At 71.6% G+C, this 13,887-nt stretch carries 12 protein-coding genes; 6 read left to right on the top strand and 6 right to left on the bottom strand.

The window, feature by feature from the left end; genetic code table 11:
- Window position 1 precedes the first annotated feature (1 nt).
- The 5 genes from AB3M81_RS12520 to AB3M81_RS12540 are packed head-to-tail and all read right to left on the bottom strand — an operon-like array spanning window position 2 to window position 7,956.
- Window positions 2–1,204: an MFS transporter gene (locus tag AB3M81_RS12520; RefSeq protein WP_412904242.1), complete on the bottom strand. Its 1,203-nt coding sequence runs from the start codon at window positions 1,202–1,204 to the stop codon at window positions 2–4.
- A complete protein-coding gene (gene narI, locus AB3M81_RS12525; RefSeq protein WP_412904243.1) occupies window positions 1,201–1,962 on the bottom strand; it encodes a respiratory nitrate reductase subunit gamma in 762 nt (253 codons plus the stop codon). The genes AB3M81_RS12520 and narI overlap by 4 nt, the downstream gene beginning before the upstream one ends.
- Window positions 1,962–2,588: a nitrate reductase molybdenum cofactor assembly chaperone gene (narJ, locus tag AB3M81_RS12530; protein ID WP_412904244.1), complete on the bottom strand. Its 627-nt coding sequence runs from the start codon at window positions 2,586–2,588 to the stop codon at window positions 1,962–1,964. The genes narI and narJ overlap by 1 nt, the downstream gene beginning before the upstream one ends.
- Window positions 2,585–4,255 carry a nitrate reductase subunit beta gene (gene narH / locus AB3M81_RS12535; RefSeq protein WP_412904245.1) on the bottom strand — a complete coding sequence of 557 codons (1,671 nt, stop codon included), beginning with the start codon at window positions 4,253–4,255 and terminating at the stop codon, window positions 2,585–2,587. The genes narJ and narH overlap by 4 nt, the downstream gene beginning before the upstream one ends.
- Window positions 4,255–7,956, bottom strand: a complete 3,702-nt coding sequence (locus AB3M81_RS12540; RefSeq protein WP_412904246.1) for a nitrate reductase subunit alpha — start codon at window positions 7,954–7,956, stop codon at window positions 4,255–4,257. The genes narH and AB3M81_RS12540 overlap by 1 nt, the downstream gene beginning before the upstream one ends.
- 69 nt (window positions 7,957–8,025) lie before the next feature.
- On the opposite strand from AB3M81_RS12540, the gene mobA reads away from it, so the two are divergent.
- From mobA to arsC, 4 genes are read left to right on the top strand one after another with little or no spacing between them, the layout of a single operon-like run.
- Window positions 8,026–8,589, top strand: a complete 564-nt coding sequence (mobA, locus tag AB3M81_RS12545; protein ID WP_412904247.1) for a molybdenum cofactor guanylyltransferase — start codon at window positions 8,026–8,028, stop codon at window positions 8,587–8,589.
- Window positions 8,576–8,824 (top strand): DUF6457 domain-containing protein, encoded by a 249-nt coding sequence (locus AB3M81_RS12550; RefSeq protein WP_412904248.1) that lies wholly within the window; start codon window positions 8,576–8,578, stop codon window positions 8,822–8,824. The genes mobA and AB3M81_RS12550 overlap by 14 nt, the downstream gene beginning before the upstream one ends.
- The gene (locus tag AB3M81_RS12555) at window positions 8,821–9,948 is read left to right on the top strand and encodes a molybdopterin molybdotransferase MoeA (protein ID WP_412904249.1); all 1,128 of its coding nucleotides are present in this window, start codon (window positions 8,821–8,823) and stop codon (window positions 9,946–9,948) included. Before AB3M81_RS12550 ends, AB3M81_RS12555 begins: the two co-directional genes overlap by 4 nt.
- A gap of 14 nt (window positions 9,949–9,962) precedes the next feature.
- On the top strand, window positions 9,963–10,304 hold the full coding sequence (gene arsC / locus AB3M81_RS12560; RefSeq protein WP_412904250.1) for an arsenate reductase (glutaredoxin): 342 nt from the start codon (window positions 9,963–9,965) through the stop codon (window positions 10,302–10,304).
- 183 nt (window positions 10,305–10,487) lie between these two features.
- Here the strand turns inward: arsC and AB3M81_RS12565 are convergent, their stop codons facing one another.
- A complete protein-coding gene (locus tag AB3M81_RS12565; protein WP_412904251.1) occupies window positions 10,488–11,861 on the bottom strand; it encodes an HNH endonuclease signature motif containing protein in 1,374 nt (457 codons plus the stop codon).
- A gap of 96 nt (window positions 11,862–11,957) precedes the next feature.
- Here AB3M81_RS12565 and AB3M81_RS12570 point away from each other — a divergent pair, with 96 nt between their 5' ends.
- Together AB3M81_RS12570 and AB3M81_RS12575 are read left to right on the top strand one after the other, a co-directional pair.
- Window positions 11,958–13,007: an HpcH/HpaI aldolase/citrate lyase family protein gene (locus tag AB3M81_RS12570; protein ID WP_412904252.1), complete on the top strand. Its 1,050-nt coding sequence runs from the start codon at window positions 11,958–11,960 to the stop codon at window positions 13,005–13,007.
- Window positions 13,008–13,017: 10 nt separating this feature from the next.
- Window positions 13,018–13,887, top strand: a complete 870-nt coding sequence (locus tag AB3M81_RS12575) for an HpcH/HpaI aldolase/citrate lyase family protein (RefSeq protein ID WP_412904253.1) — start codon at window positions 13,018–13,020, stop codon at window positions 13,885–13,887.

The raw sequence follows: 13,887 nt of genomic DNA on the forward strand, positions 1-13,887 counted from the left end.
CCTAGGCGGCCGTCCGGCGGCGCGTCCTGATGCCCCACTGCGAGTACGCGAACGCGCCGATCGCGACGACGATCAGCAGCGCCAGGCCGATCGTGTAGCTGTGGTCCTGCTCGTCGTAGGTCGCGCCCATGACGAGCGGCGGGAAGAAGCCGCCCAGGCCGCCCGCCGCGCCGACGATGCCCGTGACGCTGCCGACCCGCTCGGCCGGGGCGAGGAGGGCGACCCAGGCGAACACCGCGCCCGTGCCCAGCCCCAGGAACAGCGCCAGCAGGATGAACGTGGCCCCCGCCGGGATCTCGGGCTCGGGCTGGGCGATGACGACCGCCGCCATGACCGCCGTGCCCAGGAACGAGACGCCGGCGACGAGCTTCGGCCCGAACCGGTCGGACAGCACTCCGCCCAGCGGCCGGGCGGCGACGGCGGCCAGGGCGAAGCCCGCGGTGCGCGTGCCGGCGGCCGCGAGGTCGAAGTCGTACACGTCCTTGAGGTAGGTCGGCAGGTACGTCGAGAAGGCGACGAAGCCGCCGAACGCGATCGCGTAGAGGAAGGACAGCTGCCACGTGATCGGCAGCCGCATCGCGCCGACGAGCTTCGGCACCACGGGGTCGTGGTTGGGCGACCACAGCGGCGAGTCCCGCATGAGCAGCCAGGACAGCACCGCCACGGCGACCAGCGCGACCGCGACGAGGACGTGGGTGAGGCCGTAGCCGAACCACTCGACCATGCGCGGCGTGAAGAACGCCGACAGGGCCGTGCCGCCCATGCCGGCACCGAACACGCCCGTCGCGAAGCCGCGGCGCGGCTTGTCGAACCAGGCGTTCACGAAGGGGATGCCGACGGCGAAGGTGGTGCCGGCGATGCCGAGGAAGAAGCCGAACACGAGCAGCATCGCGTACGAGCCACGGTCACCGGCGAAGGCCACCAGCAGGACGAACGGAGCCGAGGCCAGCATGAGCACGGGGAACATGACGCGCCCGCCGAACCGGTCGGTCAGCGCACCGGCCAGGATGCGACCGAGCGAGCCGACCAGCACGGGCGTCGCGACCAGCAGTGACTTCTCCCCCGCCGAGAGGTCGAGCTGCTCGGCGTACCGGACGCCGAGGGGCGCGATGACGTTCCACGCCCAGAAGCTGACGGCGAACGCGAGGGTCGCCAGCGCGAGGTTGCGGCCCCGCCCGGCCTCGAGGATCTCCTGGTCGCTCATCGAGACCTCCTTCCGCCCGCGTTGTCGCGGGTGCCGACGGGGTCCCAACCGGGCCGCGGCGCGCGCGTCCCCGTCCCGCGGGCCGCGTCACGGCTGCGGTACACGATGTAGGGACGGAACAGGTAGTGCAGCGGCGCCGTGAACGCGTGGACGAGCCGGGTGAACGGCCAGATCGTGAACAGCAGCATGCCGACGAGGACGTGGACGTGGAACTGGATCGGCGCCGCGGCCATCGCGTCCACGTCCGGCTGGAGACGGAAGACCGAGCGGAACCACGGCGAGACGGTCTCGCGGTAGTCGTGCGCGTCGTGACCCGCACCGATGGCCACGAGGGTGGTCCACAGGCCCAGGACGATCGCCGCCACGAGCACGACGTACATCGTCTTGTCGTTCGTGGTGGTCGCCATGAACACCGGCCCCGTCGTGCGCCGGCGGTAGATCAGCAGCGCGATCCCGGCGAGCGTGCCGACCCCCGCCAGCGTGCCGAAGAACAGCGCGTTGAAGTGGTACAGCCCCTCGGAGACGCCGAGCGCCTCGGTCCAGCTCTTCGGGATGAGCAGGCCGACCGCGTGGCCGATCACCACCATGAGGATGCCGAAGTGGAACAGCGGCGAGCCGATCCGCAGCAGCCGCGACTCGTAGAGCTGCGACGAGCGCGTCGTCCAGCCGAACTTGTCGTAGCGGTAGCGCCAGATCGTGCCGCCGACCAGCACGGCGAGCATGACGTAGGGCAGCACGCCCCACAGCACGACGTCCATCAGCGCGCTCCTTCCGCGAGCGGCAGGAGCCGCGGGTCGTAGGGCTCGAGACCGACGGTCTCGACCGGCTGGACCGGCCCGGCGAGTGCCATGGCCTCGGTCCTCGTGCGCGGGGACGCGCCGGGCAGGGTGGCGCAGACGGCGCGGACGGCACCCGCCCACACGGACTCGTCGTCCTCGAGCTCGATGCGCAGCAGCTCGAGGCTCGCGCGGTACCGCTGGAGCATCTCGGTCCCGCGCTCGGGATCGACCACGGCGGCGAACTCCAGCACGACCGGCAGGTGGTCGGGCAGCTCCCCGTCCAGCCGGACGACCCGGCCGCTGTCGCGGTAGACCTGCTTGAACGCGGCCAGCACCTCGCCGCGGCGGCGGGTGTCGCCCTCGGTCCAGTACGACAGGTGCAGCGCGTGCCGCCGGGTGAGGTCGAACGTGTCGACGTAGTCGTGGCGCAGCTGCTCGACCGGGGTGTCCCGCAGCCGCTCGACGACCTCGAGCAGCTCGCGCACGGGAGCGGCCGGCCGCTGCTCGCGCAGGGCCGCCTCGAGGTCGGGCAGCGCCGCGACGACCTCGTCGTCCGGGTAGGACAGCAGCCAGGACGCCACCTGGTGGACGAGCCGCGCGCTCATGCCCGCTCCTCGTTCCGGCGGTCCGGGAAGAGCCCCTTCGGCACGCCGTTGCCGTCCCAATTGAGCAGGTTGACCCGCTCGCGCAGGTGCTCGCCGCCGGCCGGGGTGTCCGTGGTCTGGCGGTCCTTGAGCGCCTGGTAGGTCTCGACCGCGACGGGGACCGGCGTGCCGCTCGCCTCGCCGAACGGTCCCGAGCCGCCCATCCCGGGGCCCTCGTCGAAGTCGAGCGAGCAGCCGATCTCCTCGAGCCGGTGGGCGTCCTCCGCGTGCGCCGTGGGGATGACGTAGCGCTCGTCGTACTTGGCGATCGCCATGAGCCGGTACATCTCGTACATCGACTCCTCGGTCATGCCGACCGCCTCCGGGATCGAGGCGTCGGTCTCGCGGCCGAGCGTCACGTCGCGCATGTAGGAGCGCATCGCCGCGAGCTTCGCCAGCACGCCGGCGACCACGGTGGTGTCCCCCGCCGTGAACAGCTCCGCCAGGTACTCGACCGGGATGCGCAGGGAGTCGATCGCGCCGAAGAGCACCTCGGGCGCCTCCGCGTCGTGACCCTGCTCGCGCAGCAGGTCGACGATCGGCGAGAGCGGCGGGACGTACCAGACCATCGGCATCGTGCGGTACTCCGGATGCAGCGGCAGGGCGACCCGGTACGTCTTCGCCAGCGCGTACACGGGCGAGCGTCGGGCCGCGTCGAGCCAGTCCTGCGGGATGCCCTGCTCGCGCGCGGCCCGGATCACCTCGGGGTCCTCCGGGTCGAGCATGAGGTCCAGCTGCGCCTCGTAGAGGTCCTGCGGGTCGGGAGTCGAGGCGGCGGCGGTCACCGCGTCCGCGTCGTAGAGGAACAGCCCGAGGTACCGCAGCCGGCCGACGCACGTCTCGGCGCACACGGTGGGCAGGCCGACCTCGATCCGCGGGTAGCAGAAGGTGCACTTCTCGGCCTTGCCGGACTTGTGGTTGAAGTAGATCTTCTTGTACGGGCAGCCGGTGATGCACTGGCGCCAGCCGCGGCAGCGGTCTTGGTCGACCAGCACGATGCCGTCCTCGGCGCGCTTGTAGATCGCCCCGGACGGGCACGAGGCCATGCACGACGGGTTGAGGCAGTGCTCGCAGATCCGCGGCAGGTAGAACATGAAGGTCTGCTCGAACTCGAACCTGATCTTGTCCTCGCTCTCGCGGCGGACCTTCTCCACGATCGGGTCGAGGTGGCCCAGCTGGCTCGTGCCGCCCAGGTTGTCGTCCCAGTTCGCCGACCAGGAGACCTTCGTGTCCTCTCCGGTGATGAGCGACTTGGGCCGCGCCACCGGGAAGTCGTCGCCCAACGGTGCCTCGATGAGCGTGGAGTAGTCGTACGTCCACGGCTCGTAGTAGTCGGCCAGCTCGGGCTGGACCGGGCTCGCGAAGATGCCGAACAGCTTCTTCAGCCGGCCGCCCGCTCGTAGCTTGAGGTTGTCGCGGCGGCCGAGCTCCCAGCCGCCCTTCCAGCGCTCCTGGTCCTCGTACCGGCGCGGGTAGCCCTGCCCCGGACGGGTCTCGACGTTGTTGAACCAGACGTACTCGGTGCCCGCCCGGTTGGTCCACGCCTGCTTGCACGTGACGGAGCACGTGTGGCACCCGATGCACTTGTCGAGGTTCATCACCATGCCCATCTGGGCCATGACCCTCATCAGTACGTCACCTCCTGCGAGCGGCGACGGATCGTCGCGATGATGTCGCGCTGGTTGCCGGTCGGCCCCAGGTAGTTGAACGCGTAGGACAGCTGCGCGTAGCCGCCGATGAGGTGGGTCGGCTTGACCAGCACCCGGGTGACGCTGTTGTGGATGCCGCCGCGCCGGCCCGACCGCTCGGCCTTGGGGGTGTCGATCGTGCGCTCCTGCACGTGGTGGACGTACGTGACTCCGGGCGGCAGCCGGTGCGTCACGATGGCGCGGCACACGAACACCCCGTTGGCGTTGGTGCACTCGATCCAGTCGTTGTCCTCGACACCGATCGCGGCCGCGTCCTCCTGGCTGAGCCACGCCGTGGGCCCGCCGCGGGAGAGCGACAGCATCAGCAGGTTGTCCTGGTACTCGGAGTGGATCGACCACTTGTTGTGCGGCGTGAGGTAGCGCAGCGTGATCTCGTGCTCGCCGTTGTCGCCCAGCCGCGGGCCGCCGAAGAGCCGGCTCATGTCCAGGGGCGGCCGGTAGATCGGCATCGCCTCGCCGAGGTCGCGCATCCAGTCGTGGTCGAGGAAGAAGTGCATGCGGCCGGTCAGCGTGTGCCACGGCTTGAGCCGCTCGACGTTGAGCGTGAACGGCGCGTAGCGGCGGCCCCCGGTCTCGGAGCCCGACCACTCCGGCGAGGTGATGACCGGCACGGGCGCGGCCTGCGTCTGCGCGAACGTGATGCGCTTCTCCTCCGAGCCCTCGGCGAGGTCGGCGAGCCGCCTGCCCACGCGGCGCTCGAGCGTGTGGAAGCCCTGCGTGGCCAGGGCGCCGTTCGTCGTGCCCGAGAGGGTCAGGATCGCCTCGGCGAGCTTCGCGTCGGTGTCGATCGCGGGACGCCCGGCGGCGGCGCCCGAGTCGAACACCCCGCCGGAGCGGGCGAGCGTCCCGAGCGCCTCGGTGAGGTCGAACGTGACGTTCTTGACGCCGAACCCGAGGCGGTCGGCGAGCGGCCCGATCGCCTTGAGCTTGTCCGCCACGGCCGTGTAGTCGCGCTCGATGACGTGCAGCGCGGGCATCGTCCGGCCCGGCACCGGCTCGACGTCGCCGCGCTTCCAGTCCAGGACGACGCCGCCGGGCTGCGCCGTCTCGCCCGGGGTGTCGTGCTGCATCGGCACCGCGACGATGTCCTTGCGGACGCCCAGGTGCGTCCGGGCGAGCTCGGAGACCTTCCGCGCCACGTGGTGGAACATCGCGAAGTCCGTCTGGGCCTCCCACGGCGGGTCGATCGCCGGGGTGAACGCGTGCACGAACGGGTGCATGTCCGTCGAGGACAGGTCGTGCTTCTCGTACCAGGTCGCGGCCGGGAACACGATGTCCGACAGCAGCGTCGTGGACGTCATGCGGAAGTCCGCCGAGACGAGCAGGTCGAGCTTGCCCTCGGGAGCGCTCTCACGCCACTGCACGTCGCGCGGTCGGACGGCGGGCTCGCCGTCCGCGGCCGTGACGGCGTTGTGCGTGCCCAGCAGGTGCTTGAGGAAGTACTCGTTGCCCTTGGACGACGATCCCAGCAGGTTCGACCGCCACAGCGTGAGCGTCCGGGGCCAGTTCTCGGGCGCGTCGACGTCCTCGATCGCGAACCGCAGGGACCCGTCCTTGAGCCGCTGGACGACGTAGTCGTTCACGTCGGTCGCGGTCCCGGCCTCGACCGCGGCGGTCGCCTCGTCGGCCAGGTCGAGCGGGTTGCGGTCGAACTGCGGGTAGAACGGCATCCAGCCCATCCGGGCGGACTGGGCGATCGTGTCGGCGGTGTGCATCCCCGCGAGGTGGCCCTCGGCCAGCGGCGACGCCAGCGCGTCCGCGCGGTAGCCGTCCGAGCGCCACTGGTCGGTGTGCATGTACCAGTAGGAGGTGCCGGTCATCGTGCGCGGCGGCCGGCTCCAGTCGAGATTGTTCGCCAGCGAGATCCAGCCCGTGATCGGCCGGCACTTCTCCTGGCCGACGTAGTGCGCCCAGCCGCCGCCGTTGCGCCCCATGCACCCGGTCAGCATCAGCATCGACAGGATCGCGCGGTACGTGGCGTCCGCGTGGAACCACTGGCACACGCCGGCGCCCAGGATGATCATCGAGCGCCCGCCCGACTCCTCGGCGTTGCGGGCGAACTCGCGCGCGACGCGGACGCAGGCCTCCGGCGGCACGCTCGTGACCTCGGCCTGCCACGCGGGCGTGTACGGCGTCGTGGCGTCCTCGTACCCCGCCGGCCACTGCCCGGGCAGGTCCGGACGGCCCACCCCGTGCTGCGCGAGCATGAGATCGAACACGGTGGTGACGAGCCGGTCGCCGACCCGGGTGACGGGCACGCCGCGGCGCAGCACCTCGCCGTCACCGGTCACGCCGGCGAACGACGGGAGCAGGACCTCGGCGGACTCGGCCGGCAGCTTCGCGTCGCGCAGGGACAGCGCGGGGACGACGCCCTCGAGGTCGAGGTTCCAGCGGCCCTCCCCCGACTCGGCGTACCGGTGGCCGAGCGACCCGTTCGGCACGACCGTCGCGCCGGTCGCCGCGTCGATCAGCACGGTCTTCCACGCGCCCTCGGGCGTGACGTCGCCGAGGTCGCGGGCCGTGAGGAACTTGCCCGGCACGAGACCGCCGTGCTCGGCGTTCTCGGTCAGGGTCACCAGGAACGGCAGGTCGGTGTACTGGCGCACGTAGTCGACGAAGAACGGCACGCGCCGGTCCACGAAGAACTCCTTGAGGATCACGTGCGTCATCGCCATCGCGAGGGCGCCGTCGGTGCCCGCCTGGGCGGGCAGCCACTCGTCGGCGAACTTCGTGTTGTCGGCGAAGTCGGGGCTGATCGTCACGACCTTCGTGCCGCGGTACCGGACCTCGGCCATCCAGTGCGCGTCCGGCGTCCGCGTCACGGGGACGTTCGAGCCCCACATCATCAGGTACGTCGCGTCCCACCAGTCGCCGGACTCGGGGACGTCGGTCTGGTCGCCGAAGACCTGCGGACTCGCGACGGGCAGGTCGGCGTACCAGTCGTAGAACGAGGTCATCGCCCCGCCGAGCAGGTGCGTGAACCGGGCGCCGACCGCGTGGGACACCATCGACATCGCCGGGATCGGGCTGAACGTCGCGATGCGGTCGGGCCCGTGCGTCTTGATCGTGTGGACCTGGGCCGCCGCGGTGATCTCGACGGCCTCCTGCCAGTTCGTGCGCACGAAGCCGCCCTTGCCGCGGGCCTGCTGGTAGCGGCGCCGCCGCTCGGGGTCGGCCATGACGTCGGCCCAGGCCAGCACGGGATCGCCGAGGCGCTCCTTGGCCTCGCGGTACATCTCCAGCAGGACGCCGCGCGCGTACGGGTACCGGACACGCGTGGGCGAGTAGGTGTACCAGGAGAAGGCAGCGCCCCGAGGACAGCCGCGCGGCTCGTACTCGGGGCGATCGGGTCCGACGGAGGGATAGTCGGTCTGCTGGGCCTCCCACGTGATGATCCCGTCCTTGACGTAGACCTTCCACGAGCACGACCCGGTGCAGTTCACGCCGTGGGTGGACCGGACGACCTTGTCGTGGCTCCACCGGTCCCGGTAGAAGACGTCGCCGCTGCGCCCTCCCTCCCGGAAGACGGCCCGGCCGTCGTCCGTCTCGTCCCAGCGGGTGAAGAAGCGACCGGCGCGCAGCAGTGCCGCGGTGGCGGGGCCGTCAGGAGGTGTGGCCATGCCGTCCACGAAAGCGCGTGAGGTGGTTCACATGCAACCCCCGCGTACCAACAGTGCCACGATGGAGGCATGCCGGGCCTCCACGCGATCGTGCTCGCCGGCGGGCGCGCGCGCCGGCTCGGCGGCGCCGACAAGCTGCTGCTGCGCGTCGGCGGCCGCACCCTGCTCGAGCGCGTCGTGGCCGCCCTGGCCGAGGCCGACCGCGTGGTCGTGGTCGGCCCGCGCCGGGACGTGCCGCTGCCGCGCGAGGTCGCCTGGGTCCGTGAGGAGCCGGCGTTCGGCGGCCCGGCGGCGGCCGTCGCGGCGGGTGTGCGGGCCCTCGATCCCGCGCCCGACGACGACGTGCTCGTGCTCGCCGGCGACCTCGTCCGGCCCGATCTCGTCGTGGACGCGCTACGGTCCGGAGAGGGCAACCGCGTCGGCGTCGACCCGTCGGGCCACCGCCAGTGGGCGTGCAGTCGCGTCCGCGCCGGAGACCTGGCCGCGGCGGTGGCGAGCACCGACCTCGCGGACGGCCCGTTGAGGGCGCTCATCGGGACGCTCGATCCGGTGGACGTCCCGCTGGACGCCGAGGCCTGCGCAGACCTGGACACACCCGACGACGTGGAGGAGTACGCCGATGACGAGCACTGACGAGGTCCTGCGGCGCTGGTGGGACGCGCTCGCCGCCGAGCTGGGCATCGAGCCCGACGCCGATCCCGAGGCGCTCCTCGACCTGGCCGGCACCGCCGCGCACTCCGTGGTGCGGCCCGCGGCCCCGTTGACGACCTTCCTCGTGGGCTTCGCCGCCGGGCGCGCCGGTGCCGGCGGTGCCGAGCTGGCCGCCCTCGTCGAGCGCGCCGAGCGCGCGGCGGAGGACTTCGGGTGAGCGACCTGCCGTGGGGCGAGGCGCGCGAGCATGCGCGTGCCGCCGCGCCCGCGGCACCCGTGCTGACCACCGCACTGGCCGAGGCCCTGGGCTGCACCGCGGCGAGCGACCTCGTGGCACTCGGGCCGGTCCCCCACGCGGCCACCTCGGCCATGGACGGCTGGGCCGTCGCGGGCGAGGGCCCGTGGGTGCTCGATGACGGCTCGGGCCCCTTGGCGCCCGGCCGCGCGCGACTGATCGTCACCGGTGGCGTGCCGCCCGAGGGGGCCGACGCCGTCCTGCCGGTGGAGGCGGGCGAGCTGGCCGAGGACCGGCTGAGCGGCACCACTCCCCCGCCGGGCCGGCACATCCGTCCCGCCGGCGAGGAGGCCTCGCGGGGCGACGTCATCGTGGCCGCCGGCAGCGTGCTGACCCCGGCGCGCCTCGCGGTCCTGGCGGCGACGGGTCACGACGAGCTGCCGGTACGCCGGCCGCCGCGGGTCCGCCTGCTCGTCACGGGCGACGAGCTCGTCACCGCAGGCGTGCCCGCGGCGGGACGGGTCCGCGACGTCATGACGCCGATGCTGCCGCCGATGCTCGCGGCCCTGGGCGTGGACGTGGCGTCCGTTCAGCGCGTACCGGACGACGCTCGCGCGGTCGCCGAGGCCTCGCTCGCCGACGTCGACCTGGTCCTCAGTGCCGGGGGCACCGGCCGGTCGGCGGTCGACCCGATCGAGGGCGCCTGGCAGAGCCTCGGGGCCGAGGTCGTGTTCCGGGGTGTCGACATGCGACCCGGCCACCCGGCCTCGCTCGCGGTCCTGCCGGACGGCCGGCCATGGCTCGCGCTGCCGGGCAACCCCCTGGCCGCCGTGGTGACCGCCCTGTCCTTCGTGCCGGCGCTCGCCGCCGGCCACCTGGGCACGGACCTCGCCGCGCCCGTGTCCGAGCTCGCGGCCGAGGACTTCCGTGGTCGCGCGGGAACCACGCTCGTGCCGGCGGTCCGGACCGCGACGGGTCTCGTCCCCGCGGCGACGAGCCGGCCCCACATGCTGCGCGGCCTGGCCGACGCGGACGCGGTCGCGATCGTGCCGCGCGACGGCGTGGAGGCCGGCCGGCCCGTCGCCGTGCTGCCGCGCGTGTGGTGAGTAGCGTCGGCCGCATGGACGCGACGATCTACCACAACCCCCGCTGCTCGACCTCGCGCAAGACGTTGGACCGGCTGCGTGAGGCGGGCGTCGAGCCGACGGTCGTGAAGTACGTGGACGAGGGCTGGACGGCCGACCAGCTGCGTGAGCTGTTCGCCGCCGCCGGGCTCACGCCCGCCCAGGCCGTGCGCAAGCGCGAGAAGCTGTACGCCGAGCTCGGCCTCGCCGACGCGACCGATGATCAGCTCCTGGCGGCCATGGTGGAGCACCCGATCCTGGTCGAGCGCCCGTTCGTCGTGACCGACAAGGGCGCGCGCCTGGCCCGTCCCGTCGAATCGGTCGACGAGATCCTCTGAGCCGTCACGCGGCCCGCGGAGCAGGACGGCCTCTCGAGGTCACGCTAGGCGCGGTGGTTTCGATACGCGGCTCGTTCCTCGCCAGCTACTCAACCACCGGGTTCGCCCCCGGTGATCGAGTGCCGGGCGGGGCGGGGTCCGGTGATCGAGTGCCGGCGAGCGCAGCGAGACGGTGTATCGAGATCACGCCGAGATGGGCAGGGGTCGGTACCGAGTGTTCTGCTGCCACTCGCTGCGGATCTTGAACTCGGGCATGCCCTCGGTGAACCGGATGGGTATGCCGACGTTGTGCACGTAACGGTGATGATGAGCGCAGAGCAGCACGCCCGTTTCGGTGTTGGTCGCTCCGCCTTCTGACCACGGGATCGCGTGGTGGGATTCGCACCATCCGGGCGGCCGGTCGCATCCGGGATACGCGCACCCTTGGTCGCGTTGGGCGAGTGCCAAGCGTTGGGCTTCGGTGTGGAGGCGCTGTGCTCGACCGATGTCGAGTGGCTGGGACTTGCCGTTCATCACCGTGGGCAGGATCGCCGCGTTGCAAGCGAGTTTCCGCAGTTCGCCTGCGCTGACCGGGGTGCCGAACTCGGTCACGCCCGCCCGGTCACACTCACCGCGCAGGGTCTTCTCGTCGACCGTCACGACCAGGGTCGCGGCGACGCCACCGTGGTTCCCGTAGGAGTCACGCGGCAGGTGACGGACGATGTCGGCGAACGCCTCGCCCGCCTTCTCGACGGGGGTGAGCGAGGCGTGCGCCTCGGCCTGCTTGCGCGGTGCGGTCTTGGATTCGATCACCGCGCGCAGCACGTCCGCCGTGAGCTGGTCGGTCTTGCCGCCGAACGGCACCAGTCCGGTCTCGTCGTCGGGACGTCCGATCCAGAACTCGCTCAATCGACGCTGGGCGTTCTCGTCACGGGTCAGGCGGTCGTTCTCGATCCGGTCCGCCCGGTCGACATCGACCGCTTCCATCGCCCGACGGCACTTGCGGCGAAGCTGCTCGGCACTCATCACCTGAGCCGCCTCGGTCAGGTCCGCCTCCACGCGGTCGCGCTGCTCGCGCCTCAGATCCGCCGGCAGGTCTGCCAGCGCACCCGTCACGATCGCTGCCTTCACCGTGCTCATGCCAGGCTTGGCGAGCGCGTCCTTCACTCGCGGCGCGGCCTCGATCCGCTCGGCGAGCCGGACCTGCTGCGCCGCCTCGCGACGAGTGACGCCCGCCTCGCGGGCGACGAACCCGGTCATGTCGACCGCATCCGTCGTCTTGTGCGCCTGCTGACGGTTCGCCTCAGCCAACAGCGCCATCTGCAGAGCGTCCGCCTCGCGGCGCAGCGCCTGCACGGCGGCCGCCTCCGAAGCGAGGTCGGCGGGAGACAAACTCGCGAGGTCACGAGCGCGCGCGTCAGCCAGGAACCGCTGTCCCGACTGGAGCCCACCGATGACCTTCACGAATCCCCCGATCCACCGAACTGATGTTCTGAGTCTATCGCATTGGGCCCAATGAGACAAGCACTTTCGTGATCTCGATACACCGTCTCGCTGCGCTCGCCGGCACTCGATCACCGGGGACGGCGGTCCGCCTGACGACGCCCGGTGAGCCACCGCGGACCGGTCGCGCCATACTGGCCCCGACCCTGAACCCCACGGAAGAGAGTTCCCGTGCGCAATCCTCGTGCTTTCCTGCGACCGCTGGCCGTCGGGGCCCCGAAGCCCAGCGCCGACGTCCCGTTCCGCCCGAGTCGGATGATCCACTTCTTCGACCCGAGCAACGAGAAGATGGCCGCGAAGGTCCCGGACATCGCCAAGAAGGTCGACATCATCCTGGGCAACCTCGAGGACGCGGTGAAGACCGAGAAGAAGGAAGCCGCACGCCAGGGCCTCGTCGACATCGCGAAGGCGACCGACTTCGGCGACACGCAACTGTGGACGCGCGTCAACAGCCTCGACTCGCCGTGGGTCCTCGACGACCTCATCACGCTCGTCACCGAGATCGGCGACAAGCTCGACGTCATCATGGTGCCGAAGGTCGAGGGCGCCCAGGACATCCACTACGTCGACCGCCTGCTGGCGCAGCTGGAGGCCCGCGCCGGCCTCGACCGCCAGATCCTCGTGCACGCGATCCTCGAGACCGCCGAGGGCGTCGCCAACGTCGAGGAGATCGCCGCGGCCAGCCCACGCATGCAGGGCATCAGCCTCGGCCCGGCCGACCTCGCCGCCAGCCGCCGCATGAAGACCACGCGCGTCGGCGGCGGCCACCCCGGCTACCTCGTGCGCCAGGACCCCACGGGCGAGGACCTCACGCAGGGCCGCACCACCTACCAGCAGGACCTGTGGCACTACACGATCGCGCGCATGGTCGACGCCTGCGCGATGAACGACATCCTCCCCTTCTACGGCCCGTTCGGTGACATCAAGGACGTCGTCGCGTGCGAGGACCAGTTCCGCAACGCGTTCCTGCTGGGCTGCGTCGGCGCCTGGAGCCTGCACCCCGTGCAGATCGACATCGCCAAGAAGGTCTTCTCCCCCAGCCCCGAGGACGTGGCGCACGCCAAGCGCGTCGTCGAGGCGATGGGTGACGGCTCCGGCGCCGTCATGATCGACGGCAAGATGGAGGACGACGCGTCCTGCAAGCAGTGCCTCGTCATGCTCGACCTGGCCAAGTCCCTCGCCGAGCGCGACCCCGAGCTGGCCGCGGCCTACGACCTCTGAGGAGCCTGAGATGACGCAGATCCGCCCCCGCCGCTCGGTCCTCTACATGCCCGGCGCCAACGAGCGCGCGCTGGAGAAGGCCAAGGGCATCGACGCCGACGCGCTGATCCTCGACCTCGAGGACTCCGTCTCGCCTGACGCGAAGGAGACCGGTCGCGCCAACGTGTGCGCCGCCGTCGAGTCCGGCGAGTACGGCCACCGCGAGCTGGCCATCCGGGTCAACTCGATCGGCACGCAGTGGCACGACGACGACATCGCCGCCGCCGCGAAGGCCGGTCCCGACGCGATCCTCGTGCCGAAGGTCGAGTCCGCCGAGCAGGTGCGCGACCTCGTCGCCGCGATCGAGGCCGCCGGCGCCCCGGAGTCCACGCAGCTGTGGGCCATGATCGAGACGCCCAGAGCGCTGCTGCACGCCGAGGAGATCGCCGCCGCGCACGAGCGCCTGACGGTCATCGTCATGGGCACCAACGACATCGTCAACGAGACGTACGGCCTGCACGTGCCGGGTCGCAACCCGCTCGTGCTGACCGCCCTGTCGTGGACCCTGCTGGCCGTCCGCGCCGCCGGCAAGGTCGTCATCGACGGCGTCTACAACGACGTCAAGGACGCCGAGGGCTTCGTGGCCGAGGCGCGCCAGGGCCGCGAGATGGGCTTCGACGGCAAGACGCTGATCCACCCGTCGCAGGTCGACCCGGCCAACGAGGCGTTCGCGCCGAGCGAGGCCGACGTCGAGCGCGCCCAGGGCATGATCGCCGCCTTCGAGGAGGCCGCCGCCGAGAAGAAGGGCGTCGCCACCTACAACGGCAAGATGATCGAGGAGCTGCACATCCGCGACGCGAAGCGGATCCTCGCGTACGCCGAGGCGCTGCAGAGCCGCTGA

Origin of the sequence: Aeromicrobium jepli, from assembly GCF_047246605.1 — a bacterium.
In the GTDB taxonomy this organism is placed as follows: domain Bacteria; phylum Actinomycetota; class Actinomycetes; order Propionibacteriales; family Nocardioidaceae; genus Aeromicrobium.